Below are 24,508 nucleotides of genomic sequence, written 5' to 3'. Positions count from 1 at the left end.
CCAGCATCGTCGCTCCATTCCCCCGGAGACACCCGATGCAGAACCTCGACGGCAAGAAGATCGCCATCCTCGCCACCGACGGCTTCGAACAGTCCGAACTCGAGCAGCCGCTCAAGGCGCTCAAGGAGGCCGGCGCACATGTCGATGTCATCTCGCCCGGCGATGCCAGCTCGATCAAGGGCTGGGACCAGAAGAACTGGGGCCGCAGCGTCGACGTCGATGTCGCCCTCTCCAAGGCCGACTCCGGCAGCTACGACGCACTGGTGCTGCCCGGCGGCCAGATGAATCCGGATGTGCTGCGCGCCGACACCGACGCCGTGGCATTCGTGCGTGCATTCGGCGATGCCGGCAAGCCGGTCGCGGCGATCTGCCATGGCCCGTGGCTGCTGGTCGAAAGCGGCCTGGCAAAGGGCCGCAAGGTGACATCGTGGCCATCGGTGAAGACCGATCTGGTCAATGCAGGCGCACACTGGGAAGATTCGGAAGTCGTCGTCGATGGCAACCTGATCACCAGCCGCAAGCCGGACGACATCCCGGCGTTCAACGCTGCGATCGCCAAGGCGGTCGCAGGCTGACACCCACCGAAACGGAGCAATGACGATGACGATCGAACTACAGATGCTGGGTTGGGCGATCGTCCTCGGCTTCGTCCACATCGGCATCGCCGCCGCGTTCGCCACCGCGCAACGCGGCGTGCGATGGAATGCGAGCAATCGGGACAGCGCGGACATCCCGCCGCTGACAGGCGCCGCAGTCCGCACTGCGGCAGCGAGCCGCAATTTCCTCGAAACGTTTCCCCTGTTCGCTGCCGCGGTGCTTGCGGTGGTGGTGGCCGGCCGCGCCGATGCCGGCACCGCACTCGGCGCGCAGGTGTACTTCTGGGCCCGCGTCGCTTACCTGCCGATCTACGCTATCGGCATTCCCTATCTGCGCAGCGCGGTGTGGGTGGTGTCGTTGTGGGGCACGATCCAGGTCATCAAGCCGCTGTTCTGAGTGCACTGCAACATTTCGGCCGTCTGAATTGGCGCATGCCGTCCTGTGAGAAGGGTTGCATTTCGCGCAGTGCATCGCGCAATGCAGCGACCCACAGCGCCCGCTGCTGAACACGCACGCCAGATATGTGCGTTGTCATCGAAATCGACAATGTGGTTCACGGGAACGAGACGAAACAGGTCTTAGCCTGCGCGCTCCTAACCGGCAGCATCTCCCCATGAAGCACGACTCGGACCGCACCCTGGTGATCTCGCTCGGCCGCAACGGCCGCGCGTCATATCCGGAACGCCCGTGGGAGGACATCGAGCCGGTGCTGCGTCGCATGTGGGAGTTCGATGGCCGCCTGCGTGCATGGCAGGACGTCCGCGCCGCCGTGCAGGCCGCCTGGCGCGCCAGTGACGATGTTGTGCCTCCGCGCGAGCGGCGGGCGCTCGAGCGCAGCCGCGCTGCCTGAAGCGTTGCGCTTGCGGGATTCCTGTTCACAGTTCGGCTTGCGATGACGGCTGTCAGCGCTGCGAATTCGATTTTTATTCGCGTGACATCGGCCGCACTGTAGACCTCGCAACGATCCACGTAGTGGCGGAGGCCTGCCGTCACCGGACATCGCACAAGGCTCACACCGCTTTGGCGCCGGCATGACGCAAGCGGGTGCAGCCTGCAGTGCCGCCCGAGGAGACCACATATGAGCAAGGCGAACCCCACCCGACCGGCCGCGCCGGAAGACGAAAAGGCGTTGCGCGATCACGAGGACCTGCCTCAGACCGATGGTCCCGCATTGCGCGATCCGCGATCGCAGTCTGCGATCGACAACATCGGACTTGATGATCAGGCCGACCTGCTGGATCCGGAGCTCGACGATCAGCCGGGCGATCGTGACGCAAGTGGCCGGTCATTCGCCGACGATGTCCGCAGCGATACCGGCGTGGAGAACGGCGAGCCCAAGTAAGGCCCCGCCGACCCATACATGCAGAAACGGGCCGGCATTGCCGGCCCGCGCTGTGTCAGCGGCGATACACCGCCGCGTTGATGCAGGCGAAGATGCTGACCACGAACCAGCCGAACGGCAGCAGCGACACCGTGAGCAGCCAGGTGATCACGAACGCGATGCACGCGGCGGCGAACCAGAGGATGGCCGAGAGAATGCGGCCCTGCACCAACTGGCCAAGGCCGGGAACGAAGAAACTGCAGATGGCGGCAATGACGTTGCCAGCCGAACCCTGTGCGCTCATGGCGGTGCTCCGGAGAATCGATGAAGGCGGCGATCCTCTCGCACCTATCTGAATGGGCACGTGAAGGCGTCGCGTACCCGCCGCAACCCCACCTGCAGCGCACGCCCGTTGACGACACCACTCCCCAAGGATGTCGCCATGCCCCGTCTCCGCTCATGCCTGTGCGCCCTGCTCTGCCTGGCTGTCCTGCTGCCGACGATGACGACGGCCCAACGCCTGCCCGATCTCGTCGCGCCGGCGCTGATCGTCGCCGATGCAGGCGAATCTCCAGTGCGGCTCGAGTCCGCTTCGATGCGCGTGGACGCCGGCGCGGGTGTCGCGCGCACGACGATCGATCTGGTCTTACGCAATCCTACGCAACGCGTGCTCGAAGGCAATCTGCAGTTTCCGCTCGCGCCGGGCCAGCAGATCGTCGGCTTCTCGCTGGATATCGACGGCGCGCTGCGCGACGCGGTGCCGGTGCCGAAGGACCGGGGCCGCGAGGTCTTCGAGACCATTGTCCGCGAGGGTGTGGATCCGGGCCTGCTCGAGCACACCGCAGGCGATGCGTTCCGGCTGCGCGTCTATCCGTTCGCCCCCGGCGGCACGCGACATGTGCGACTGGTGTTGATGGCGCCGCTGCAGCGCGAGGGACGCACCGACATGGTGGACCTGCCTCTCGCGTTCGCACGCGGACTCGATCGCATCGAGCTGACGCTCAAGACCACCGGTCGCCCGTCGCTGTCCGGGCTGGTCGGTACACCCCCGATCACGCGGTCCGGCGAAGTGCACCGCGTCACGCTGCACGCTGGCGATGTGGCGGATGCGGGCATTGCGACGCTGCGGGTGCCGTCAGAACGGCGTCCTTTCGTGCAATTGCAACGACGCGACGGCGCGACCTGGTTCGTGGCCGATGTGCCGGTGGACGCGGCCGACGCGCCGCGTGCGCTGCCGCAGCGCATCGGACTGCTGTGGGACAGTTCGATGTCCGGGCGAGAACGCGCGCATGCGCTGGAGTTCGCGCTGCTGGATGCGTATTTCCGCGCCGCCGGCGATATCGAGGTCGAACTGTTGCGCTTGCGGGACGTCGCGGACGCGCCGATGAGATTCCAGGTGCGCGACGGCGACTGGCGGACGCTGCGGCGCGAACTGGAATCGACGGTCTACGACGGCGCGAGTGCAGCCGGTGGCTGGACGCCGTCAGCGGACACCCGCGAATTCCTGCTGTTCGGCGACGGCCTGTTCAACCACGGCGCCCAATCGTTCCCGGCCTTCGACGACGGCCAGCGTCTGTACGCGGTGCAGTCCGCGAACGGTGACGCGACACGACTGGCAGCGCTCGCGCAGGCCCGTGGCGGGCGTGCGATCCCGTTGCGCACTGTCGCTGCATTGCCCGCTGCAACCCGCGCACTGCTACGTGATGCACCCAGGCTCGAAGCGATCGACGGCACCGGTGCGCGCGACCTGGTCGCCGAATCGAACGTGGCGGAGAACGGCATCCTGCGCATCGCCGGCCGACTGGATGCGCCGCATGCCGATCTGACGCTTGTCGTGCATGCAGGAGGCCGCACGCAGCGGATTCCGCTGCCGATCGACGCCGCGCGCACGCCGCAGGGCGAACTGGCCGCGCTGCAATGGGCGCGCTTCCAGTTGGCGGCGCTGCAGGCCGAACCCGAGCGCAACCGCCAGCGCATCGCCGCGCTCGGTCAGCGCTTCGGTCTGGTGACGCCGGGCACCTCGTTGCTGGTGCTCGAACGCATCGAGGACTACGTGCGCTTCGACATCGAAGCGCCGGCTTCGATCGCCGAAGCGGTGGCCTCCGCGCGTGCGCAGGCCGAGAGCACGCAGGAGGATGAGCGGCAGACACGACGCGATGCGGTCGCGCGCGGATGGGCCGAACGGATCGCGTGGTGGGCGCGCGTGTTTCCAAAGGACGCCCCACCGAAACAGATCGCCGCACCGCAGGGCGTGGACGATTCGAGGCGCCCGGCGCCACCCGCACCGGCGCCCATGGCTGCGGCCGCGCCGATGGTGATGGCCGAAGCAGCATCGTCTCCGATGGCGCTCGATCGCACGCAGACGACTGCTTCACGCGCGCGCGCCGGCAATGTGGCCGATGCATCCAGCGACGCGCAGGCGCCCGCCGCAACGATCCGCCTGAACCCCTGGCAGTCCGACGCCCCGCTCGCCCGGCGTCTGCGTGAAGCACCGGATGGCGAAGTCTATGCGCGCTATCTCGATGCACGCGATGCCGAAGTCCAGGGCACCGCGTTCTATCTCGATGCCGCCGATGTGTTGCAACGTCGCGGCGAAACCGCGCTTGCCTTGCGCGTGCTGTCGAACCTCGCGGAGCTGGATCTCGACAATCCGCATGTGCTGCGTGTACTCGCCTATCGCCTGCGCGAACTGCAGCGCGATGATCTCGCGGTACCGGTGCTCGAACGCGTCCTCGCGATGCGGCCGGAGGAGCCGCAGAGCCTGCGTGATCTCGCGCTTGCCTATGCGGCGACCGGCGAACGCCAGCGCGCGGTCAATCTGCTCGCAGACGTCGTGGATGGCGACTGGAACGGCCGCTTCGCCGAGATCGAACTGACTGCGCTGGCCGAGCTCAACGCGCTGGTTGCAACCGCAGCGACGCCGCTCGATACGTCTGCGATCGATCCGAGACTGCTGCGCAATCTGCCGCTGGATCTGCGTGCGGTGCTGAGCTGGGACAGCGACGACAGCGACATGGACCTGTGGGTCACCGATCCGGATGGCGAGAAGGCGTACTACGGCAACCGCCTGACCCGTCAGGGCGCGCGCATGTCGCCGGATTTCACCCGCGGCTACGGCCCGGAGGAATTCGCACTGCGCGATGCCAAGCCGGGCACGTACCGCGTGGAAGCGAACTTCTTCGGCCAGCGCCAGCAAGTGGTGACCGGGGCGACCACACTCACGCTGTGGCTCAGTACCGGCTTCGGCACTGCGGCACAAACCGACCAGCGCGTCACGCTGCGGCTCTCCGATGCACGCGAGACGGTGTTCGTCGGCGCGTTCGAGGTCGAATGACGCGCAGGTCCGCACACGTCCTACATTCCCACGTGCAGGCCCGGCCACAGCGCGGGCGCCAGCAGCATCCAGACCGCCATCGCGACCATCATCAGGTTCTCGGTCAGCGACACGAACCCCAGCGGCACGTTGCTGCCGCCACCAACGCAGGCGCACTTGAGCGTGCGCTTCTCGAGGTAGACCGCCTTGAATACCGAGACCGCGCCGATGCCGCCTATGACCAGCGCCAGTGGCGCGGAGAACCAGGTCAGCGCGCCGGCGACCATGAGCACGCCGGCCAGCCCTTCGGCGAATGGATACAGCGTCGCGTACGGCACCCAGCGCTTCGCCAGCAGGTCGTAGTTGAGGAACATGCTGGAGAAGGTCTGCACGTCCTGCAGTTTCAGCAGCGCCAGCACGCACATGCTCAGGGCGACGAACCACTCCGCTGCGTGCACCGTCAGTACGGACCCGTGCACCGCGTAAGACAGTGCGAGCGCCATCAGCGCGGTCATCGCGAACAGCGCGGCGACCGGTCGATACGTCGTCGCCTTCGGATCGCGCACCTTCAGGCCGAGGAACCTGCGCAGATCGTCATGGCCGCCGATCCGCGCGCCGTCGATGAACACCTGCGGCGTGGTCTTGACGTCGTGGGCGGCCTTGAACGCATCGGTCGCCTCACGTGTTTCCAGCCAGTGGTCCTCGACCTCGTACCCATGGCTGCGCAGCAGATGTCGCGCCTTCAGGCCGAACGGACAGACATGGCCGGTCATCACCATGCGATGGAGCACCGCGCGCGGTCGGGTGGTGGACGTCGTCATCGCAATCTCCTCGGGTGGACGCCTTGCCGGCATCGGATGCCGTCCTGTATACCGGCCGTACCATGGTACGGAGTCAAGCGTGGACACCATGACCATCTCCGCATTGGCGGATGCAGGCGGTGTCGGGGTCGAGACCGTGCGCTTCTACCAGCGCCGGGGCCTGCTGGACACGCCGGCGCGCGGGGCGGGCATCCGTCGCTACGGCGCAGCTGATCTGCGCCGGCTGCGTTTCATTCGCAGCGCGCAGGCGGCCGGCTTCACGCTCGAGGGCATCGCCGAACTGCTGGCCCTCGATGCCACGCATGACCGCGCGCGCGTGCGCAGTCTGGCCACCGAACGCATTGCCGCGCTCGATGCGCGCATCGCCGAACTGCAACAGGCACGCGACGCGCTGGCCACCCTCGCACAGCGCTGCGGCCACGGTGGCCGGGGCCCCTGCCCGATCCTGGGCGCGTTCGATACGCAGATGGGTGACGCCTGAGGGCTTCCGGGCGCAGGAACGACTGAATACGCGGCGGCCGCATGTCGAAACGCGCTGCCCTGCGGCGTCGTTCTCCAGGAAAACTGCAGCACGGTGCTGTAGTGCACCCGCGCATTCGCGCCCCGACAGGAGTTCCGCCATGTCCTACATCGATGGTTTCGTCATCGCCGTGCCGACGGCCAACAAGCAGAAGTTCGTCGACCACGCCGCCAGCGGCGATGCATTCTTCATGGAGCTGGGCGCCACGCGTGTGCTCGAGTGCTGGGCCGACGATGTCCCCGACGGCACGCTCACCGACTTCCGCAAGGCCGTGCAGGCCAAGGACGACGAGACGGCCGTGTTCTCGTGGATCGAATGGCCGGACAAGGCCACGCGCGATGCCGCGTTCGCGAAGATGATGGACGGCAGCGATCCGCGCATGGATCCCGAGAAGAACCCGATGCCCTTCGACGGCAAACGGATGATCTACGGTGGCTTCAAGCCCGTGGTCGAGCTCGGCGGCAAGGGCTGAGGCGCAGCATGCGCACGCATGCCGACATCGCGCGCGCTTGCTTCCAGGCCTATGCAGACGGTGACCGCGCCGCGCTCGACGCGGTACTGGCAGCAGACCTGCACTTCACCAGTCCGCTGGACAACGGGGTCGATCTGAACACCTGTCTCGAGATCGGCTGGCCCAAGCAGGCCAATATCGTCCGCTTCCGCTTCGTGCGCGTCGTCGAGCACGGCGCCACGGTGCTGCTGACTGACGCGCAGACGCGCAGCGACGGCAGCGTGGGCCGGAGCACCGAAGTGCTGACGATCCGCGACGGACGTATACACGCGGTCGAGGTGTATTTCGGTTGGCTGGTGCCCATCCGGCGGCGCCGGGCATGCATCTCGCGGCGGGATGACCAGACCGCACGATGTAGACCCATGCTGCGTTTCCCCAAAGAAAAAGGGCGCGCCAACGGCGCGCCCTCGTCTGCTCTGAAACGAAGCCAACTTCAGCCGACGCGGAACTTGTCCGTATCGTCGCGGCCGCTGTTCTCGCGGATGTAACTGCCGCCGCTGTACCGATCGTGCGAGACGTACGCATCCTGCACGGCCGCCTTCGCGCGGTCCCAGTCCAGCGGCGAATCGCCACGGCGGTTCGCCCAGTCGCTTTCCAACTCGGCCGCCAGGCTGTCGTCCCATGCGCGGTCCGCATGACGCGTACGTGCGTAGGCGCCGTAGCGATAGGCCGGTTGATACTGGGTGTAGTCGGCGTCGGCATCACGGTAGGGCGCGCTTTCGAAGGCGTCGGCGTAGTACGCGTCGCTGCGCTCGTAGAGATCGTAGGTCCGGTCCGTGCGGTCCCAGGCGTCACGCACCGCTGGTTGCGCATCTTCCCAGGCCAGACGTGACTCGCCACGCGCCGACTCCCACTCCTTGCGCAGCGATGCCTCGGATTCGCCCCAGTCGCGGGTGCGATCGGCTTCGCGTGCCTGCAGCCCGAAGCCATAGGCGGGTGCGTAATCGCGATCGTAATCGTGGTCGGTCTTCACGTAATCGCGTTCGCGATGCGCGTCGCGCCAGTATTCGGTTTCACCTGTGGGGTCGATCCGCTCGGCGACGCCCTTGCCGACAGCCGCACCCGCGATCACGCCGATTGCTGCGCCGATCAGTGTGCCAACCGGTCCGAACACGGTGCCTGCCGCAGCGCCTGCCGCCACGCCGCCCGCAGTACCGCCGACGCCGACGCCGACCGGGTGGGCACCGGGCGTCTTGCTGATGGGATCGCGGTTGAGGTCGCGGCCGCCGTCCTGAATGTCGTCTTTCCTGCTCATCTGGAGAATCTCCACGTGCGTTGGGTTCGAACCCACACCGTGCGGGGCATCAGATGAAACCGCCGTCGTTAAAACCCGAATACGCGCCGAAATCATTCAGTCCCGCGCGCACGCCGGCATCACTCATCGGGCTTCATGTCATCAGAGGCGGACAGATCCTTGCGCTGCAGTCTCGGCACTGCGCCGACGACGAGCAGGGCCATCACGGTGGTCGCGAGCGCGACCATCTCCTGACCCATGCCAGCTGCCATGCCGATCGCCGCGGTCATCCAGACACCCGCCGCCGTGGTGAGGCCCTGCACACGTTCGCCCTTGTCGAGCTTGAGGATGGCGCCCGCGCCGAGGAAACCGATGCCGGACACGATGCCCTGCATCACACGCGTTACATCGCCGCCGTCGATGCCGCTGAGCAACGGCGCGAGCACGAACAGTGCCGAACCGATCGACACCAGGATGTGCGTCTTCAGTCCTGCCGCGCGACGCTTGTGCTCGCGCTCCCATCCGACTATTCCGCCCAGGAGCGCGGCGACCAGTACGCGCACCACGATGGTCGTCGTCGTCTCCACGTCCGGCAGGGCGAGCTCCCGCATGACCGCGGCGCCGATCTGGTCGCGCACGCTCATCGCGGTGCCACCGCGGCGCGGCGCAGGGAAACACGGGTGATCGATTGCAGCATCACGGGCCCTCGCAGACAGGTGGCGGGACGCTAACGCCTGCGTGGTTGGGTCACGGTGATGACGGGCAGATGACAGTCCGCACGCATTCGCAACGAAGCATCCCGTGCTCCTTACCGCCGCCGCGCTTGAAAAGCGGACCCGCACCCAGCAGGTCAGGCGCTCACCGATTGGAACCTCCCCCTGATGCCCACCCTGTTCGATCCCCTGACCGCCGGCGCGCTGTCGCTCGCCAATCGCGTCGTGATGGCGCCGCTGACCCGCAACCGCTCGCCCAACGCAATTCCGCCGCCGCGCACCGCGCTCTATTACGCGCAGCGCGCGACGGCCGGCCTGCTGGTCACCGAAGCTACCGCCATCACCCATCAGGGCCAGGGCTACGCCGATGTGCCTGGCCTGTATGCGCCCGAGCAGCTCGAGGGTTGGCGCCGCGTCACCGACGCCGTCCATGCCGAAGGCGGCCGCATCGTGGTGCAGCTGTGGCATGTCGGCCGTATCTCGCACACGTCGCTGCAGCCGGATGGCCAGGCGCCGGTCGCGCCCTCGGCGATTGCCGCCAAGGGCAAGACCTTCATCCATGACGCCGACGGCAACGGCGCCTTCGTCGACACGTCCACGCCGCGCGCGCTCGAACTCAACGAACTGCCCGGCATCGTCGAGGACTATCGACGCGCCGCGCGCGCGGCGATCGATGCCGGTTTCGACGGCGTCGAGGTACATGCCGCGAATGGCTACCTGATCGACCAGTTCCTGCGTAGCGGCAGCAACATGCGCAGCGACGCCTACGGTGGGAGCATCGAAAATCGCGCACGTCTCCTCGGTGATGTCATGCGCGCGGTGGTCGAAGAGATCGGTGGCGATCGCACCGGCATCCGGATCTCACCGGTCACGCCGGCCAACGACGCGCACGACCCGGATCCGCAGCCGCTGTTCTCACACGTGGCCGAGGTGCTGGCACCACTGGGTCTCGCGTTCGTGCACGTCATCGAAGGCGCGACGGGTGGCGAGCGCGACTACACCCAGGGCGATGCACCGTTCGATTACGCCGCGCTGAAGGCGGCGTATGCCGGGGCCGGCGGCCGTGGCGCGTGGATCGTCAACAACGATTACAACAAGGCCGACGCCGAAGCGGCGATCGCGTCGGGTCATGCCGATGCGGTGGCATTCGGCCGCCCCTTCATCGCCAATCCGGATCTGGTGCGACGCCTGCGCGAGGACGCGCCGCTCAACACGCCGGATCAGGCGACGTTCTATGGCGGCGGTGACGCCGGTTATACGGACTACCCGACGCTGGACTGAAGTGCGCATACGCGCCGCCGTTTGCCGGCGGCGCGTCGGACGGACTTAGAGCGGACGCGGTGTCGGCGTCGTCTGGAACTCCTGACCGGTCACCGGATCGCGTGCGCGGCCGGGGACCACTTCCTGCGCGCCCGGCACGATGCGGCCTTGGGCGTCCCGAACCTGGGTCGGCATTGCCCGCGGCGTGACCGGCGCGGTCGCCGGCGTCGCCGGTTCTGGTCGCATCTGCGGTGCGGGGCCGGTGGACGGAATCGTCCCCGGCGGCTGGCCGCGCTGCGAAGGCGTCGCCGGCACTGCGGGGCTGGCAGGCATCGCGGCGGGTTGCGTGGCGGGACGCGCAGGCGTCGTCGGCTGCTGCAGCTGCTGTGCGAACACGGGCGCCGAGGCGAGCGCGAGCAGCATCGGTACACCGAGCTTGAAGATTGGACGGGTCATGACGCCTCCGGGGCGCGAGTGAAGCCCGACCCTATGCCCCGCCTTATGCAGGGCCCATGAAGGTCCCGCGGTCATCGCCCGGCGTCGCGCCGGGCGATGCGCGTCGTTCAGTCGACGCAGATCGTCGAGGCGACGCCGTCACGCACACGCTGCTGGCAGCCGAAGGGATTGGTATCGACGCTGCAGGTGCCGCCGACCTGGGTCCCGTCCACACTGCCTTCGGGGGCAAGACACTGGCCTTCGCACTGCTCCGATTCGGTGCACGCCTTGCCTGCATCTGCGGTCTGGCGCAGGCACTGCTTGACCGGCGCGCGGCCAAGCTGCATCCACTGTCCGCCCACCCTGGTGCACTCGGCTTCGTTGGTGACGGTGGCCCTGTCGGGGCCGCCGGTCGGCATGACAGTGTCAGCGCGCTCGACAGGGGCACTGCAGGCGGCGAGCAGGCCGACGAGAAGAACGGAAGCGAAGCGCTTGATCATGGCGAGAGGTCCGCGGATGGAGTGGCGGCGAGTCTAGCCACGCCGATGTGAACCCATGCGCATGGCCCCGTCGTTGCCCATACCCCCGTGCTGCGCGCGCATACGTCGCAGCGTCGCACATGCGACATGTCGATTTCGAGGAGACGTGGGCGTCGTCATGATGAAAGCGCCGCGCGGCGGCGGCTACGCAACCGGAGACACGCATGCGCAAACTCATTGTGGCCGCGTTCGTCAGCCTCGACGGCGTGATGCAGGCGCCAGGCGGGCCCGAGGAAGACACCACCGGCGGGTTCATCCACGGCGGCTGGACCGTGCCCTTCGCCGACGCGGTCTTCGGCGAGGCGATGGCCGCGCTGTTCGCGCAGCCCTTCGAGCTGCTGCTCGGCCGCCGCACCTACGACATCTTTGCCGCGCACTGGCCGCGCGTGCCTGACAACAATGGCGATGCCGACCTCGCGACGCTGTTCAACGGCGTGACCAAACACGTCGCCACGCACCGACCCGAATCGCTGGACTGGCAACACAGCCGCGCACTCGGCGGCAACATCATCGGCGCGCTGCGCAGCCTGAAAGCACAGGACGGGCCCGACCTGCTGACCCAGGGCAGCGGCGCGCTCGTACGGCAACTGCTGGCCACGGATCTGGTCGACACCCTGCAGCTGATGACCTTCCCGGTGCTGCTGGGTGCCGGCAGAAAGCTGTTCGGCGATGACGCGCAGGCGGCGGCGTTCTCGCTGGACACAACCATCGTGTCGCCGACCGGCCTCGTGGTGTCGCGCTACGTGCGGGTGGGCGAGGTGCAGACCGGATCGTTCGCGCTGGACTAGCGCCGGTATCGGACATGCCGGCCCGGTCGGTCAGCGCGGTAGATCCACCAGCAGGCCGGGCGCCGCGTTCGGATCGATCCACAGCGCGCCGATGCGCGGCGGCTCGGGATCGCCACGCTCGAGTTCCGCCACCAGCGTCGGCAGCGACAGAGTCTCGCGCTGCGCGAGCGCATCGAGCACGAACTGGAACTGGTACCAGCCGTACTGCATCGGATCCCGACCGAGCGCCTCGTAGTTGTCGTTGAAATAGGCAGCTGCCGTGGTTCCTGTCGGCACCGGGTCGGGCAGCATCGCGTGCGCCTTTGCCACGATCGGCGCCATTGCATCGAGAAACGCGACGCCCTCCGACGTGCGCATCCAGTAGGCCACTGCGAACGCGTTGGCCTCGGACTCGTTGCGGTAGTGATCCACCTGGTCGAAGAACGCGTCGTTGTCGCGCAGCCCGGATGCCCGGAACTGCAGCCAGTGAGCGGCTTCGTGTACGACGAAGAACTGCTGGAACAGCAGATCGAACAACTGACGGCCCGCGGCTTCATCGCCGGACAACTGGGCGAACACTGCCTGTGTCGCCGGATCCATGTCGTCCCACCACGGCACGAAGATCGTGCGCCGGTCGAAATCGACGAGGATCAGGCTCGGCGTGGTCTCGACGACAACGGGCACGCCGGTGAAGCCGGGCCGGCCGCTGGCGCGGACCGCGTCGACGAAACCGTCCACCATCGACTGTGCACCGGACTGCAGCGCGGCCTTGTCGGTGTACCGGCACGCGCAGTCGGCAGCGAAGGCCGCAGCGCTCACACCTGCCCACAGCAGCAGCACGATCAACACGCGCGGCAACGCGCGCAGCGGAAATCCGGACATGGGGAATCTCTTTGCGATGCGGCGGGACCAGGCGCCTATTCCTTTCAACGCCAGACAGGCCGTCGGCCGGCCAGCGCCCTTTCAACGCATCGCGAGGAGGCGGCGCTCACCAGACGTCGCAATGACTTCCCACCTATTGACTACAGCTGTAGTCAGGCGCAATCTGCCTACAGTTGTAGTCAACCAGGACCACGCCATGCGCAACAAGACCGTCGGGGATCAAGAATTGGCCCTGCTGCAGCACATCTCCGCACACGACGCCGCCTCGGTCGGCGAGGTCGCGGTCAGCTTCGGCGAACCGCGCGGACTGGCCCGCTCCACGGTGCTGACGATGATGGAGCGCCTGCGCGCGAAGTCGTACCTCAAGCGCAAGCAGGGCGATGGCGGCGTGTACCGCTACTCGGCCACCGCGCGCCAGGACGACGTCGTGCGCAACGCGGTCGGCAGTTTCGTCGAGAAGACCCTGCAGGGCTCGGTGTCGCCGTTCGTCGCGTGGATGTCGGAGCGCAAGGACGTCAGCGCCGACGAACTGGCCGAACTCGAGGCGCTGGTCGCCAATCTGCAATCCAAGCGCAAGGAGCGTTGAGATGGCCCTGGAACTGATCAGTGACCTCCTGCTGCCGCGCCTGCTGGCCGCCAGCGTGCAGTCCACGATTCTGGTCGCCGTGGTCTGGGCGCTGTGCCGGTGCGTACCGCGCCTGTCCGCGGCCACCCGCTGCTGGTTGTGGTGGCTGGTTGCGCTGCAACTACTGGTCGGTCTGGCATGGTCGAGCCCCATGGCGTTGCCGTTGCTGCCCGCAGACGCCGTGCAGCCCGCGCTGCAGGTCGCGCAGGTCGCACCTACCATGGCCGCGGACGCGTCCATCGTGTTCGCGCCGACGCAGGCGTCCGCCGCATCGCCGGCGTGGTCGTGGGCACTGGCGCTGGCCGTCGCGTGGCTGCTGGGCCTCAGCGCGATGGTCACGCGCAGCCTGCGCGGCTACCTCGCAACGCGCCGCCTGCTGCGCATGTCCGCGCCCTGCCGCGACCGCAGCCTGCTGCATGCATTGGCCCTCGCCGCCGAGGCGCACGGCCTGCGTGCGCCGCCGCGGCTCCGCCTGTCGGATGCGATCGATTCGCCGCAGCTGATCGGCCCGTGGCGTCCAGTGCTCCTGCTGCCTGCGCACCACGCTGACGCGATGCAGCCCGATGAACTCGACATGGCGCTGACCCACGAACTGGTGCATCTGCAGCGCCGGGATCTGTGGCTCGGCCTCGTGCCGGCGCTCGCGCAACACCTGTTCTTCTTCCATCCCCTCGTCCATCTGGCCGCGCGCGAATACGGCCTGAGCCGCGAAGCCGCCTGCGATGCCGCCGTGCTCGAAGGCAACCGTCACTGCGCACGCCAGTACGGGCAGCTGTTGCTGCGCCTCGGCGTTGCGCCACGTCCCTGCGCCGGGCTGGCCAGCGCCTCGCCCGACTTCACCCTGCTCAAGCGGAGACTCACTATGCTCCAGACCACATCGTCCCTCCCGCGCGCCGTCGCGGTGCTGATGACCGTCGCGATCGGCGTCGTCGGCGTCATGCCCTATCGCCTGACGGCTGCGACGCCCGTCGCGACGGCGCAGACCGCTGAACCCGCCGCGCGTCCAGCGCCCGCAACGACACCCACACCGCTCTCGACGCAGGCGTCGACGACGACGGCCACCCGCAATGGCGTGGCCGTCGACCCGGCCGACATGCCCGCACCACCCGCACCACCCGCACCGCCTGCACCGCCTGCGCCTCCAGCGGCTGTCGTCCCGCCGGCACCCGTCGCAGCGCCCGAACAACCGGCCGGCGCACTGCGGGGCACGTTCACCCTGGGCACGCAGCCGGTCGAGAACGCATTCGTGCTGATCGACGACGACCACAGCATCGCCGTCAGCGCCACGTCCGATCTGCGCGAAGCCCAGGCGGCACGTCGTGGCGACGCACCGGTGCTGTGGATGCGCCGCGGCGACGCGCGCTATGTGGTCCGCGACCGGGCCACGATCGAGGCGATCCGCGATGCCTACGCTGAAGTCACCGCGCTCGGTGCGGCGCAGGGCGAACTCGGCGCGCGTCAGGGCGCTCTCGGCGGACAGCAGGGCGCGCTGGGCGCACGCCAGGCGCAGATCGCCCTGCAGGCCGCACAACGCGCACTGGCAAACGTCGACGTCCGGGCGCAGGTGGACGCGAACGTGACCGCGGCACTGCAGACCCGGCAGGCCGGCATGCAGGACGAGATGCAGCGCCTCGCGGCCCAGCAGGTCGTGCTGGCCCGCGAACAGACCGCACTGGCGACACGACAGCAGACCGCCAGTGCGCGCGCCGAGCGTGAAGCACGCGCCCTGATGGACGCCGCGATCCGCACCGGCCTGACCGAGCGGCTCTAAGCCGGAGGATGCCTCGCACCGCAGCAGATCGCTGCGATGCGACCCGGCACGCCATACGCCACCGGCCCAACATCGCAGGCCGGTGGTGATCACTTGCGTGCAGGTCGATGGGCCGCGCCATCGGCACGCGCATCGATCTGGTGAGCAGCGCCAGGGAAGGTCTGAACAATTCCGCTTCTGGCCGTCATGCCCGCGGGGCATCAAGCGTCTCTGGTTTTCCAAAGGCTTGAAGTCACTGGATCCCCGCCTGACCGGACATGCGTCCGTTGAAAGCCGCGGGGATGACGGCAGTTATTCAGACCTTCCCTGGAGGTCTCAGCGTTCCGGCCAGTACCACGCCGGCGCGTCCAGCATTCCCTGCCCCTCGATCGTCGTCTGGCTGTCGCGTTTGACCAGCTGGATGGGGTTGCAGTCGGGGCTTTGTTCCAGCGCAGCGATCAACCGCGTTGCATGCGAGACCACCCAGACCTGGGTGCGCTTCGATGCATTCGCGATCAGGCGCGCCAGTGCTGGCAGCAGATCGGGATGCAGGCTGGTCTCGGGCTCGTTGAGCACCATCAGCGGCGGTGGGCGCGGGGTGTGCAGCGCGGCGATCCACAGCAGATAGCGCAGCGTGCCGTCGGACAGTTCGGCGGCCGACAGCGGCCGCAGCAGGCCGTGCTGACGGAACTGCAGCGAGAAGCGTCCGCCTTCCACCAGTACTTGGACGCGCGCGCCGGGAAACGCATCGGCGACCGCAGCATCCAGCGCCTGTACATCGCCGATCTCGCGGATCGTCGCCCAGGCTGCTGCAAGATCGTGGCCGTCGTGACTCAGCACCGGGGTACGTGTGCCCAGTTGCGGCAGCCGCGCCGGCGCATCGGCATCGGCGCGGAAATGATCGTAGAAGCGCCAGCCGCGGATCGTTTCGCGCAGCTGCAGCACTTCCGGCGCGCTGCGTGGATCGGCGATCTGCGCGAACAGGCTCTCGAAAGGATTGAGATGCTCTCCAGCCACGCGCCAGTCGCGGCCGTCGCGCACGCGCACCAGCGCGCCGCGGCGATCGACCAGCGTGTTGCCCTGGCGCAGGAACGGCCCGCCCCAGATCACCTCACGCTTGATCTCGGGATCCTGCGCGAACAGCGACTGCGTCGGCACCGGCAATCCGAGATCGATCGCGTAGCCGAATTCCTCGCCGGCGAATCCGAGTTTTAGCGAAACGGGCTGCTGCCGCGGCCCGCCCTCGATCGGCACCTCGCCGCGACGCATGCGCGCACTGAGGGTTTCCGGCCCGGCCCACAGCGTGGACTGCAGCCCGCCCTCGCGCGCCAGTGCCGGCACCACGCCGCCCTGCGCGGTCTCGGCCAGCAGGCGCAGCGCGCGATAGAGGCTGGACTTGCCGCTGCCGTTGGCACCGGTGACGAGGTTCAAGCGCCCCATCGGCACCACCAGCGTGTGCAGCGAACGGTAGTGGGCAATGGCGAGCGTGGTGAGCATGGAAACAGGACATCCGGGCGCGCCGCGTCTTGTACTACCGCGGCGTCGCAGGCCCTGCGATCTGCAGACGTACGCGCGCAAGGATGCTGTTGGACGTCAGATACAGCGTGCGGCCGTCGTCGCCGAAGCCCACGTTGGCGACCGGGCCACCGGTCTCGATCCGGCCGAGCCGCGTGCCGTCCGGCGCGAACACCAGCACGCCGCCGGGGCCGGTGGCGAAGATCGTGCCGTCGGCGGCCACGGCCATGCCGTCGGGCAGGCCGGGCGCGTCGTCGCCGACCAGATCGCCGGCATCGGCGAACACACGCCGTGACGTCACCGCGCCCTCTGCGTCGAGTGCATAGGCCATCCAGATCGCGCGTTCGGGATCGGAATTGGCGACATACAGCGTGCGCCCGTCGGGCGACAGCGCGATACCGTTGGGGCGCGTCAGGCCGTCATCGAGCAGATGCACGCGGCCGTCGGTGTCGAGCCGGTAGACGCCGTTGAACGGCAGCTCCTTGACCGGCGATGCATCGAAGTCCTTGAGGCCGTACGGCGGGTCGGTGAAGAAGATCACCCCGTCGCTGCGCCGCACGACATCGTTCGGGCTGTTGAAGCGGCGCCCGTCGTATTCGCGCACCAGGGTCGTCTTGCGCTTCGTCGCCAGGTCCAGTCGCTCGACGCTGCGATTGCCGGAATCGGCCAGCAGCACGGTCCCGTCGGGTTCGGCGAACAGCCCGTTCGCACCGGCCTCGCGCAGCACGTCGAGCGGCGGCCCCGCGTAGCCGGACGGCTCGAGGAACACGGAGAGGCCGTCCGTTTCCGACCAGCGATGGATGCGGTTCTCCGGCACGTCGGTGAACAGCACATACCCGCCATCGGCAATCCACGCCGGCCCTTCGGCCCAGGTGAAGCCTTCGGCCAGCTGTTCGATGCGCGCATCGGAGGCGACCACCGCATCGAAGCCGGGCGCGTACTGGCTCAGGCCGCCGATCGCGGGACGCGCCTCACCGGACATGGCGGCGCCACCCGCGCAGCCGCCGAGCAGTGCCGCACACAAGACGGCGGAGAAAGGACGGAAGGACTGCATCGGCGTGCCTCGCATGGACTCGGGCCGTACAGCCTGCCACGAGCCGGCGTGCAGGTCGCGCGTCGATCAGATGCGCAGCACCGATTGCATCGCACGCGCGATCCAGCCGCTGAACTTCATCGGCGCATCGGACGCGAACACGCAGATGCACGGCACGCCCGGACTCGTGACCGGCTGATGTTCGGTATCGAGATCCAGATCGGCCACATCCCCCGGCCCGAAGTGGCCCAGCACGTCGTCGTAGGCGCCACGCAGGATCAGGGTCAACTCGTTGTTGCCATGGCTGTGCTGCGGCATGCGCCGGCCCGGCGCCGTGCGCAGCATCATCAGCTGTGCACCGGGCGCATCGCCCTGCGCACGCAACAGATGGATGCCCGGCCCGACCGTGCGCCAGCGCAGCGTCGAGTAACGGTCGCCGAACCAGGGCCGGAGCGGCGTGGGCAGCAGATCGGGATCGGACTGTGGCTGCGGCTGCGGCGCCGGCGCGCGCGGCGGCTCGATGGCTTCGCCCTCAAGGCGCGCGCGGAAGGCCTCGCGCGCCGGGGACGACAGCGGCGCTCCCTCCTGCTGCTCGATCAAGCGCGCGCCGATTGCATCGGCCACCGCCAGTTGCGCACGGCAGGTCGCGCACAACTCAAGATGACTGGCGACGACTGCGGCGAACGCGACCGGCAATGCACCAGCCGAGTACCCGACCAGGGTCGCGTGGTCGAGATGACGTACCGGTCCGTTCATGCCTCGCCTCCGAGGCCGCGACGCAACTTGGCGAAGGCGCGGCGCAGGGTCGATTTCACCGAGCCCAGCGGCATGCCGAGTTCGTTCGAGATTTCCGAGTGACTCTTCGATTCCAGGTACGACATGCGGATCAGCCGCGCCTGGGCCACCGGCAGCGCATCGATCGCGCGGCCCAGGCCGACGTGGTCGGTGAAGGCTTCAGGCCCGCTCGTGCCCAGCTCGCCGTCCTCATCGTCCTGCAGCAGTTCGACATCGTCGGGCCATGCGGTCGCCGACGCCCCACGGCGCAGGGAATCGATATGCAGGTTGCGCGCGATACGGAACAGCCAGGTACCGAGACTGGCGCGGCTGCCATCGAACGACCGCGCGCGGCGCCACAGCCGCAGCATCGCCTCCTGCACCAGATCCTCGGCCTGCGCCGAGGCGATGCCCTGGCCCAGCAGATAGCGTTTGAGCCGGGGCGCGAAATGGTCGTAGATGCGCATGAAGCAGTCGACATCCGCATCCGCAGCCACCCGGGTCATCTGTTCAGACCAGAACGCCGCGTCGGGAGCCGGATCGGCGAGAAACTTGGACATGCGAAGCGGCCCGTGCAGGGGCGTGACCTTCGTGACGGCGGTAGCGGGCAGCTTGGGCATGGCGCCGTGTTCGAGGTGTGCAGGCGGAGACAGGGGGTGATACGGCGCAGGGGCGCGATTGGATGCCCTGCCGTCGCAAGGATAAGTGGACCGGTCGTGATGCGGCGCGCGGGGTGCCCGTTGCGCAACGATGCTTCGCTGGCGTGGCGGTTTACCGCCGCCGCCGGCAGGCCTAGCCTGTCCGCATCGTGGCCGCGCCCTTCCCCCTGCCGCTTCAGGAACACGCCGATGACCCGCATGCCCGCCCTCTACATCTCGCACGGCTCGCCGATGACCGCGCTGGCGCCCGGTCTGGTCGGCGCGCGCCTGGCCGAACTGGCGCGCGCCCTGCCGCGTCCGCGCGCGATCGTCATCGCCTCCGCGCACTGGCTGGCGCGGGCACCGCTGGTCGGCGGCGCGGCCGTGCCGGAGACCATCCATGACTTCGGCGGCTTTCCCCAGGCCTTGTTCGACATCCGCCACCCGGCACTGGGCGATACCGCACTGAGCGCGCGCGCGGCCGACCTGCTGCAGGCGGCCGGACTGGCGCCGCAGCTCGATCCGCAACGCGGTCTCGATCACGGGGTCTGGGTGCCGCTGCGCCTGCTGTACCCCGACGCCGACATTCCGGTGGTGCCGCTGTCGATCCAGCCCGGCCTCGGCCCGGCGCACCAGTTCCAACTCGGCCGCGCTCTGGCGCCCCTGCGCGACGAAGGCGTGCTGGTGATCGGCTCGGGCAGCATTACCCACAACCTGCACGACTGGCGCAGCTACGACGAGGCCCGTCAGGCACCGTACGTACAACCCTTCATCGATTGGGTGGAGCAGCGGCTTGCGGCGGAGGACGTGGAGGCCTTGCTCGACTACCGGAAACAGGCCCCATTTGCCGAGCGCGCGCATCCGACCGACGAACACCTGTTGCCGCTCTACGTCGCGATGGGCGCCGCCGGCATGCCGATGCGCGCGCAACGCATCGATGCCGGCATCGACATGGGCTTTCTGGCAATGGACATCTACCGGTTCGACGGCGAGCCGTCGAAGGCATGAACCCTCGCGTGCACCCCAGGGAGCACGCGCCAACGTCTCCGCGCAGCCCAAAGAAAAAGCCACCCGCGCCGACGTAGGCGTGGGTGGCTTCAAGGATCACGCCGCAATCAGCCGCGCTTGGCGACCCGCTCGCGCATATGCGCTTCGTCGTCGAGCCAGTTCTGGTCCTTGTTCTTCAGGAAGAAGACGTAGACCACCAGCGAGACCGCGATGATGGCGGTGGCGTACACCGCGAACGTGATCACCTGGTCCGACTTCAGCGCTGCCTGGTAGAGCAGCGGCGCGGTACCGCCGAAGGCCGAGTTCGCCAGCGCATAGCCCAGGCCGACGCCGAGCGCGCGGATGTGCGTCGGGAACAGTTCCGCCTTCACCACCGCGTTGATCGACGTGTAGCCGGTGAGGATGATGAAACCGATGCCCAGGATGATGAAGGCCGACAGCGCGCTGGTCTGCTGCGGCAGCGCCGTCACCAGGAACCAGGTGTAGAGCACGCCGCCGATGCCGAAGAACACCAGCAGGCTCTTGCGGCCCACACTGTCCGACAACCAGCCACCGAGCGGCTGCAGCAGCATCAGGAAGGTCAGCAGGCCCAAGTTGATCAGCGTACCCACCATGACGTCGTCGCCGGCGAACGCGGTCTGGATCATCTTCGGCCCGTTGACCGAATAGGTGTAGAACGCGACCGTGCCGCCGGCAGTGATCAGGAAGCACAGCAGCAGCGGACGCCACTGGTTGACGAACAGCTCGCGAATCGAGCCCGAGGCCTGCGCGCCGCCGGTCTTGGCGGCCTTGATCGAATCCGACTCCAGCGACTCGTCCATCGTGCGACGCAGCCAGAACACCACGATCGCCGCGAGGCCGCCGATGCCGAAGGCCACGCGCCAGCCCCACTCTGAGATCTGCGAGGTGTCGAGCATCAGCAGCATCGCCAGCAGCGTTGCCTGCGCCAGCACGTGGCCGCCGACCAGGGTCACGTAGTGGAACGAGGACAGGAAACCGCGACGGCCGGGAATGGCGGCCTCGGACATGTAGGTCGCACTGGCGCCGTATTCGCCGCCGGTCGCGAAGCCCTGGATCAGACGCGCAATCAGCAGCAGCACCGCGGCCCAGATGCCGATCTGCTCGGCGGTCGGGCTGATCGCGATGAGAAACGAACAGCCGGCCATCACCGACACCGAGACCGTCAACGCCAGGCGCCGGCCGTAGCGGTCGGCGAAGCGGCCGAAGTACCACGCGCCGATCGGGCGCATCAGGAAGGTCGCGGCGAAGATCGCCCACACGTACAGCGTGGAATTCTTGTCGTCGGGCGAGAAGAACTGCGACTCGAAGTACACGGCGAACACCGAGTAGACGTAGACGTCGAACCACTCGACCAGGTTGCCGGCCGAACCTTTGAGGGTGTTCGACACGGACCGGCGCAGGCTGGCCGGCCGGGCCGCGTTGGGCGCGGCGGGTGAAGCGACGGAACTCGAAGCAGTCATCGGGGGGAGCCTGCGTGGGGGCAAGGGTGGCGAGTATAGGCACCGGAGCGGGGAGGATCGGCGTCAATAGCGAAGAGGTATTAGATGGCTGCCGCCTTGCGCACCCGTGTGCCTCCGGCTACCCAGACAGATCCTCCCGCTAACCGGTCTTCTCGCCGGGGCAGTGGCGTGCGTCGGCGCCTGGACAATTCGCGCATATCGGCCTCTGTCGTCGCGTGTTCTCCGCATTCACGAAGGCGCGCATCAGCAATCGATGCGCGGGCCCCGCGCCGCCGCGCTGCTGCGCATCCGCTTCGCATCGCCCCCGACCGCCCCACGGCGCCGACGCCCGCAAGCGCACATCACGCCACGACGATCTCCGCGTCACGTTGCCCTGTCATCGAGCTGCGTCAGATGTGCGCACCCCCATTGCAACAGGACGACACGATGAAAGCGCTCACCTATCACGGCAGCAAGGACGTCCGCGTCGATACCGTGCCCGACCCGGTCCTGCAGGATGCCGACGACATCCTGCTGCGCGTCACCGCCACCGCGATCTGCGGCTCGGACCTGCACCTGTTCCGCGGCAAGATTCCCGAGTTGCACAAGGGCGACATCCTCGGCCATGAGTTCATGGGCGTCGTCGAAGACATCGGCGCAGACGTCAAGAACGTCAAGCGCGGCGACCGCGTCGTGATCCCGTTCGTGATCGCCTGCGGCGACTGCTTCCACTGCCGCCTGGCGGAGTTCTCCGCCTGCGAAACCACCAACGACGGCCCCGGCGGCTCACTCAACGCCAAGGGCATGCGCCCGCCGGCGGCGCTGTTCGGGTTCAGCCATCTGTACGGTGGCGTGCCGGGCGGTCAGGCTGAATTCGTGCGCGTGCCCAAGGGCAATGTTGGCCCTATCGTCGTGCCCGACGCGCTGCCGGACGAGCAGGTGCTGTTCCTGTCCGACATCCTGCCCACCGGCTACCAGGCCGTGCTCAACGCACGCGTGACCAAGGGCTCGACGGTCGCGATCTTCGGCGCTGGCCCGGTCGGCCTGATGGCCGCCGCCTGCGCGAAGATGCTCGGCGCCGAGCGCATCTTCATGGTCGACCGCTACCAGTACCGTCTCGACTTCGCGGTCGCGACCTACGGGGTGATTCCGATCAACTTCGAGGACACCGACGACCCGGCAGAAGAGATCATTTCGCAGACCAACGGCCGCGGCGTGGATGCGACGATCGATGCGGTGGGTTTCGAAGCCAAGGGCAGCAAGGCCGACACCATCGCCACCCAGCTCAAGCTTGAGACCAGCAGCGGCGCCGCGCTGCGCCAGTGCATCGCCGCGACCCGCCGCGCTGGCACCGTCAGCGTGCCGGGCGTGTATTCCGGCTTCATCCACGCCTTCATGTTCGGCGATGCGTTCGACAAGGGCCTGCGCTTCGAGATGGGCCAGACCAATGTGCAGAAGTACATGCCGGAACTGCTGGAGCACATCGGCGAAGGTCGCCTGCAACCCGACGTCATCATCTCGCACCGCATGGCGCTGGCCGACGCGGCCAAGGGCTACGAGATCTTCGACGAGAAGGAAGACGCCTGCCGCAAGGTCGTGCTGACGCCCTGACGTCAGACGGCACTTTTGCTACCCGCACGCCGGCACCTTCATGGGCGTCGGCGTGTCGCATTGTGGTGACAGAAACGTCGACGCGGATCCGCCGCAGCCAGCGGCCGCTGGCGAAAATCGAGGCCTTCGAGACCGACTGACGGCGCGCGCTCAGGCCAGTGGCAGTGCCTGCGCCGCGCACGCGACTGCGTCGTGCATTGCCATCACCTGCCCGGCCTTCGGATCGATGGTGCCTGTGCCAAACGCGCGCAGGTAGCGGCAGGCTGCAAATTCTTTCGACTTCGCTTCGTAGTCCGCGACCCAGTCCAGCCGCTCCGGCAGCCGCGCCTGGCTGCGCGACCACGCCGCGCTGCGCGGCTTGATGCGGCGGTGCATGTCGAGGCGCCAGGGCTTGGGCGTGAGCCGGGCGCGGAAGCAGTGCTGCAGCCGGCACATCGTGGTATAGAGGCTGTCCGCCTGCAGCGCCTGGAACAGCCGGTCCACATCGGGCTCCAGCGGATCGAACGTCCGGTGCATCACCAGCACGCGCAGCCCGGCCGCGGTGCGGTAGGTGCGCAGATGCCAGTCCGGATTGGCCTCGGAGAACGCGGCGACCCGGGCCAGCGCCCGTGCCTCGGCGCCACCGTCGCGGTCGAAACGGTGCCGGCGCCAGCCGAGCATCACCAAATTGGCCACCACCAGCACCGCAATGGCGACCGCCGCCGCCAGACGCCAGTCCATGGCCAGCACCGCCGCCGCGAACGTCGCGCCGCCCACCAGCACGCCGGTCGCCAGCGGCATCACGCAACCCGACGGGCGCGCCTCGAAATCCATGTCGGCGAACAGCACGTCCGGCGTGTTGAGACACAAGGCGCCGTAGCTGTTGCGCGTGATCACCAGATCGCCCGCGCGCTCGACGATTTCCTCGCGGATCGGTACGCCCATCACGCCGTAGTTGGTCAGCGGCTCGCGGCGCGGCAATGCCTCGCCGGCCAGCACCGCGTCGAACGCCGCCTGCACGCGCAGTTCCGCGTGCGCCTGCGCCGCGTCCTCGCTGTCGTCGGACCAGCCGAACCGGCGCACCGTCACGCTGCGCCCGCCATGCCGCGTCTGTCGCCGGGCCTCCGCCCAGTATTCGGGAACGATCACGCAGTCTCCCCATTCCGTGATGAGCGGGGATTGTCACCGACGGCGGCGTTCCC

26 protein-coding genes and 1 pseudogene are annotated in these 24,508 nt (G+C 68.1%); 14 read left to right on the top strand and 13 right to left on the bottom strand.

Going from position 1 to position 24,508, the window contains the following annotated elements; genetic code table 11:
* Positions 1–35 precede the first annotated feature (35 nt).
* The 4 genes from J2X52_RS14265 to J2X52_RS14250 all read left to right on the top strand — a co-directional run bounded on the left by J2X52_RS14265 (position 36) and on the right by J2X52_RS14250 (position 1,939).
* Positions 36–575, top strand: a complete 540-nt coding sequence (locus J2X52_RS14265; protein WP_310154683.1) for a type 1 glutamine amidotransferase domain-containing protein — start codon at positions 36–38, stop codon at positions 573–575.
* Between the two features lie 19 nt (positions 576–594).
* Positions 595–993 carry an MAPEG family protein gene (locus tag J2X52_RS14260; RefSeq protein ID WP_310154680.1) on the top strand — a complete coding sequence of 133 codons (399 nt, stop codon included), beginning with the start codon at positions 595–597 and terminating at the stop codon, positions 991–993.
* Between the two features lie 217 nt (positions 994–1,210).
* Positions 1,211–1,447: a hypothetical protein gene (locus J2X52_RS14255; RefSeq protein WP_310154676.1), complete on the top strand. Its 237-nt coding sequence runs from the start codon at positions 1,211–1,213 to the stop codon at positions 1,445–1,447.
* A gap of 228 nt (positions 1,448–1,675) precedes the next feature.
* Positions 1,676–1,939 carry a hypothetical protein gene (locus J2X52_RS14250; RefSeq protein WP_310154673.1) on the top strand — a complete coding sequence of 88 codons (264 nt, stop codon included), beginning with the start codon at positions 1,676–1,678 and terminating at the stop codon, positions 1,937–1,939.
* 55 nt (positions 1,940–1,994) lie between these two features.
* Here the strand turns inward: J2X52_RS14250 and J2X52_RS14245 are convergent, their stop codons facing one another.
* Entirely contained in the window at positions 1,995–2,222 is a 228-nt protein-coding gene (locus J2X52_RS14245; RefSeq protein ID WP_232148123.1) for a hypothetical protein, read from the bottom strand.
* A 138-nt stretch (positions 2,223–2,360) separates the two neighbouring features.
* Between J2X52_RS14245 and J2X52_RS14240 the strand changes: the two genes are divergently transcribed.
* Entirely contained in the window at positions 2,361–5,252 is a 2,892-nt protein-coding gene (locus J2X52_RS14240; protein ID WP_310154669.1) for a VIT domain-containing protein, read from the top strand.
* Between the two features lie 20 nt (positions 5,253–5,272).
* Here J2X52_RS14240 and J2X52_RS14235 read toward each other — a convergent pair whose 3' ends face one another.
* A complete protein-coding gene (locus tag J2X52_RS14235) occupies positions 5,273–6,052 on the bottom strand; it encodes a MauE/DoxX family redox-associated membrane protein (RefSeq protein WP_310154665.1) in 780 nt (259 codons plus the stop codon).
* 88 nt (positions 6,053–6,140) lie between these two features.
* On the opposite strand from J2X52_RS14235, the gene J2X52_RS14230 reads away from it, so the two are divergent.
* The 3 genes from J2X52_RS14230 to J2X52_RS14220 all read left to right on the top strand — a co-directional run bounded on the left by J2X52_RS14230 (position 6,141) and on the right by J2X52_RS14220 (position 7,571).
* Positions 6,141–6,533: a MerR family DNA-binding protein gene (locus J2X52_RS14230; protein WP_310154821.1), complete on the top strand. Its 393-nt coding sequence runs from the start codon at positions 6,141–6,143 to the stop codon at positions 6,531–6,533.
* Positions 6,534–6,672: 139 nt separating this feature from the next.
* Positions 6,673–7,044 (top strand): DUF1428 domain-containing protein, encoded by a 372-nt coding sequence (locus J2X52_RS14225; protein WP_310154663.1) that lies wholly within the window; start codon positions 6,673–6,675, stop codon positions 7,042–7,044.
* Between the two features lie 8 nt (positions 7,045–7,052).
* The gene (locus J2X52_RS14220) at positions 7,053–7,571 is read left to right on the top strand and encodes a hypothetical protein (protein WP_310154661.1); all 519 of its coding nucleotides are present in this window, start codon (positions 7,053–7,055) and stop codon (positions 7,569–7,571) included.
* On the opposite strand, the gene J2X52_RS14215 is transcribed toward J2X52_RS14220, so the two are convergent.
* On the bottom strand, positions 7,517–8,338 hold the full coding sequence (locus J2X52_RS14215; RefSeq protein ID WP_310154658.1) for a hypothetical protein: 822 nt from the start codon (positions 8,336–8,338) through the stop codon (positions 7,517–7,519). The two genes, J2X52_RS14220 and J2X52_RS14215, sit on opposite strands and share 55 nt — an antisense overlap.
* 119 nt (positions 8,339–8,457) lie before the next feature.
* Positions 8,458–8,961 carry an MgtC/SapB family protein gene (locus J2X52_RS14210; RefSeq protein ID WP_310154653.1) on the bottom strand — a complete coding sequence of 168 codons (504 nt, stop codon included), beginning with the start codon at positions 8,959–8,961 and terminating at the stop codon, positions 8,458–8,460.
* Positions 8,962–9,198: 237 nt separating this feature from the next.
* Between J2X52_RS14210 and J2X52_RS14205 the strand changes: the two genes are divergently transcribed.
* Positions 9,199–10,311: an alkene reductase gene (locus J2X52_RS14205; protein WP_310154650.1), complete on the top strand. Its 1,113-nt coding sequence runs from the start codon at positions 9,199–9,201 to the stop codon at positions 10,309–10,311.
* A gap of 45 nt (positions 10,312–10,356) precedes the next feature.
* Here J2X52_RS14205 and J2X52_RS14200 read toward each other — a convergent pair whose 3' ends face one another.
* Positions 10,357–10,746, bottom strand: coding sequence for a hypothetical protein (locus J2X52_RS14200; RefSeq protein WP_310154648.1), 390 nt, complete (start codon positions 10,744–10,746; stop codon positions 10,357–10,359).
* Between the two features lie 107 nt (positions 10,747–10,853).
* Positions 10,854–11,225 (bottom strand): hypothetical protein, encoded by a 372-nt coding sequence (locus J2X52_RS14195; protein WP_310154646.1) that lies wholly within the window; start codon positions 11,223–11,225, stop codon positions 10,854–10,856.
* Between the two features lie 203 nt (positions 11,226–11,428).
* Here J2X52_RS14195 and J2X52_RS14190 point away from each other — a divergent pair, with 203 nt between their 5' ends.
* Positions 11,429–12,052, top strand: a complete 624-nt coding sequence (locus J2X52_RS14190; RefSeq protein WP_310154643.1) for a dihydrofolate reductase family protein — start codon at positions 11,429–11,431, stop codon at positions 12,050–12,052.
* Positions 12,053–12,082: 30 nt separating this feature from the next.
* Here the strand turns inward: J2X52_RS14190 and J2X52_RS14185 are convergent, their stop codons facing one another.
* Positions 12,083–12,913: a hypothetical protein gene (locus J2X52_RS14185; protein WP_310154641.1), complete on the bottom strand. Its 831-nt coding sequence runs from the start codon at positions 12,911–12,913 to the stop codon at positions 12,083–12,085.
* Between the two features lie 196 nt (positions 12,914–13,109).
* On the opposite strand from J2X52_RS14185, the gene J2X52_RS14180 reads away from it, so the two are divergent.
* Positions 13,110–13,499 (top strand): BlaI/MecI/CopY family transcriptional regulator, encoded by a 390-nt coding sequence (locus tag J2X52_RS14180; protein WP_310154638.1) that lies wholly within the window; start codon positions 13,110–13,112, stop codon positions 13,497–13,499.
* A 1-nt stretch (position 13,500) separates the two neighbouring features.
* Positions 13,501–15,309, top strand: coding sequence for a M56 family metallopeptidase (locus J2X52_RS14175; protein WP_310154635.1), 1,809 nt, complete (start codon positions 13,501–13,503; stop codon positions 15,307–15,309).
* Positions 15,310–15,624: 315 nt separating this feature from the next.
* Here J2X52_RS14175 and J2X52_RS14170 read toward each other — a convergent pair whose 3' ends face one another.
* The 4 genes and pseudogenes from J2X52_RS14170 to J2X52_RS14155 form a co-directional block, all read right to left on the bottom strand.
* A complete protein-coding gene (locus J2X52_RS14170; RefSeq protein WP_310154632.1) occupies positions 15,625–16,785 on the bottom strand; it encodes an AAA family ATPase in 1,161 nt (386 codons plus the stop codon).
* A gap of 34 nt (positions 16,786–16,819) precedes the next feature.
* A pseudogene (locus J2X52_RS14165) lies at positions 16,820–17,722 on the bottom strand (SMP-30/gluconolactonase/LRE family protein); the annotation flags it as partial.
* A 201-nt stretch (positions 17,723–17,923) separates the two neighbouring features.
* A complete protein-coding gene (locus J2X52_RS14160; RefSeq protein WP_310154629.1) occupies positions 17,924–18,592 on the bottom strand; it encodes a ChrR family anti-sigma-E factor in 669 nt (222 codons plus the stop codon).
* Positions 18,589–19,170 carry a sigma-70 family RNA polymerase sigma factor gene (locus tag J2X52_RS14155; RefSeq protein WP_310154625.1) on the bottom strand — a complete coding sequence of 194 codons (582 nt, stop codon included), beginning with the start codon at positions 19,168–19,170 and terminating at the stop codon, positions 18,589–18,591. Before J2X52_RS14155 ends, J2X52_RS14160 begins: the two co-directional genes overlap by 4 nt.
* 288 nt (positions 19,171–19,458) lie before the next feature.
* Here J2X52_RS14155 and J2X52_RS14150 point away from each other — a divergent pair, with 288 nt between their 5' ends.
* A complete protein-coding gene (locus tag J2X52_RS14150) occupies positions 19,459–20,256 on the top strand; it encodes a class III extradiol ring-cleavage dioxygenase (protein ID WP_310154622.1) in 798 nt (265 codons plus the stop codon).
* A gap of 107 nt (positions 20,257–20,363) precedes the next feature.
* Here J2X52_RS14150 and J2X52_RS14145 read toward each other — a convergent pair whose 3' ends face one another.
* Positions 20,364–21,737 (bottom strand): MFS transporter, encoded by a 1,374-nt coding sequence (locus J2X52_RS14145; protein ID WP_310154620.1) that lies wholly within the window; start codon positions 21,735–21,737, stop codon positions 20,364–20,366.
* 426 nt (positions 21,738–22,163) lie between these two features.
* Between J2X52_RS14145 and J2X52_RS14140 the strand changes: the two genes are divergently transcribed.
* On the top strand, positions 22,164–23,327 hold the full coding sequence (locus tag J2X52_RS14140) for a zinc-dependent alcohol dehydrogenase (protein WP_310154617.1): 1,164 nt from the start codon (positions 22,164–22,166) through the stop codon (positions 23,325–23,327).
* Between the two features lie 150 nt (positions 23,328–23,477).
* On the opposite strand, the gene J2X52_RS14135 is transcribed toward J2X52_RS14140, so the two are convergent.
* On the bottom strand, positions 23,478–24,455 hold the full coding sequence (locus J2X52_RS14135) for a hypothetical protein (RefSeq protein WP_310154614.1): 978 nt from the start codon (positions 24,453–24,455) through the stop codon (positions 23,478–23,480).
* Positions 24,456–24,508 lie beyond the last annotated feature (53 nt).

Origin of the sequence: Luteimonas sp. 3794 (assembly GCF_031456825.1) — a bacterium.
Lineage (GTDB): Bacteria > Pseudomonadota > Gammaproteobacteria > Xanthomonadales > Xanthomonadaceae > Luteimonas.
This window is presented reverse-complemented; position numbering and strand designations above follow the sequence as displayed.

Excerpts from the sequence above, each read along its gene's own strand:
- J2X52_RS14265 (WP_310154683.1), top strand. The coding sequence starts at position 36 with ATGCAGAACCTCGACGGCAAGAAGATCGCCATCCTCGCCACCGACGGC.
- J2X52_RS14260 (WP_310154680.1), top strand. The coding sequence starts at position 595 with ATGACGATGACGATCGAACTACAGATGCTGGGTTGGGCGATCGTCCTC.
- J2X52_RS14255 (WP_310154676.1), top strand. The coding sequence starts at position 1,211 with ATGAAGCACGACTCGGACCGCACCCTGGTGATCTCGCTCGGCCGCAAC.
- J2X52_RS14250 (WP_310154673.1), top strand. The coding sequence starts at position 1,676 with ATGAGCAAGGCGAACCCCACCCGACCGGCCGCGCCGGAAGACGAAAAG.
- J2X52_RS14245 (WP_232148123.1), bottom strand. The coding sequence starts at position 2,222 with ATGAGCGCACAGGGTTCGGCTGGCAACGTCATTGCCGCCATCTGCAGT.
- J2X52_RS14240 (WP_310154669.1), top strand. The coding sequence starts at position 2,361 with ATGCCCCGTCTCCGCTCATGCCTGTGCGCCCTGCTCTGCCTGGCTGTC.
- J2X52_RS14235 (WP_310154665.1), bottom strand. The coding sequence starts at position 6,052 with ATGACGACGTCCACCACCCGACCGCGCGCGGTGCTCCATCGCATGGTG.
- J2X52_RS14230 (WP_310154821.1), top strand. The coding sequence starts at position 6,141 with ATGACCATCTCCGCATTGGCGGATGCAGGCGGTGTCGGGGTCGAGACC.
- J2X52_RS14225 (WP_310154663.1), top strand. The coding sequence starts at position 6,673 with ATGTCCTACATCGATGGTTTCGTCATCGCCGTGCCGACGGCCAACAAG.
- J2X52_RS14220 (WP_310154661.1), top strand. The coding sequence starts at position 7,053 with ATGCGCACGCATGCCGACATCGCGCGCGCTTGCTTCCAGGCCTATGCA.
- J2X52_RS14215 (WP_310154658.1), bottom strand. The coding sequence starts at position 8,338 with ATGAGCAGGAAAGACGACATTCAGGACGGCGGCCGCGACCTCAACCGC.
- J2X52_RS14210 (WP_310154653.1), bottom strand. The coding sequence starts at position 8,961 with ATGAGCGTGCGCGACCAGATCGGCGCCGCGGTCATGCGGGAGCTCGCC.
- J2X52_RS14205 (WP_310154650.1), top strand. The coding sequence starts at position 9,199 with ATGCCCACCCTGTTCGATCCCCTGACCGCCGGCGCGCTGTCGCTCGCC.
- J2X52_RS14200 (WP_310154648.1), bottom strand. The coding sequence starts at position 10,746 with ATGACCCGTCCAATCTTCAAGCTCGGTGTACCGATGCTGCTCGCGCTC.
- J2X52_RS14195 (WP_310154646.1), bottom strand. The coding sequence starts at position 11,225 with ATGATCAAGCGCTTCGCTTCCGTTCTTCTCGTCGGCCTGCTCGCCGCC.
- J2X52_RS14190 (WP_310154643.1), top strand. The coding sequence starts at position 11,429 with ATGCGCAAACTCATTGTGGCCGCGTTCGTCAGCCTCGACGGCGTGATG.
- J2X52_RS14185 (WP_310154641.1), bottom strand. The coding sequence starts at position 12,913 with ATGTCCGGATTTCCGCTGCGCGCGTTGCCGCGCGTGTTGATCGTGCTG.
- J2X52_RS14180 (WP_310154638.1), top strand. The coding sequence starts at position 13,110 with ATGCGCAACAAGACCGTCGGGGATCAAGAATTGGCCCTGCTGCAGCAC.
- J2X52_RS14175 (WP_310154635.1), top strand. The coding sequence starts at position 13,501 with ATGGCCCTGGAACTGATCAGTGACCTCCTGCTGCCGCGCCTGCTGGCC.
- J2X52_RS14170 (WP_310154632.1), bottom strand. The coding sequence starts at position 16,785 with ATGCTCACCACGCTCGCCATTGCCCACTACCGTTCGCTGCACACGCTG.
- J2X52_RS14160 (WP_310154629.1), bottom strand. The coding sequence starts at position 18,592 with ATGAACGGACCGGTACGTCATCTCGACCACGCGACCCTGGTCGGGTAC.
- J2X52_RS14155 (WP_310154625.1), bottom strand. The coding sequence starts at position 19,170 with ATGTCCAAGTTTCTCGCCGATCCGGCTCCCGACGCGGCGTTCTGGTCT.
- J2X52_RS14150 (WP_310154622.1), top strand. The coding sequence starts at position 19,459 with ATGACCCGCATGCCCGCCCTCTACATCTCGCACGGCTCGCCGATGACC.
- J2X52_RS14145 (WP_310154620.1), bottom strand. The coding sequence starts at position 21,737 with ATGACTGCTTCGAGTTCCGTCGCTTCACCCGCCGCGCCCAACGCGGCC.
- J2X52_RS14140 (WP_310154617.1), top strand. The coding sequence starts at position 22,164 with ATGAAAGCGCTCACCTATCACGGCAGCAAGGACGTCCGCGTCGATACC.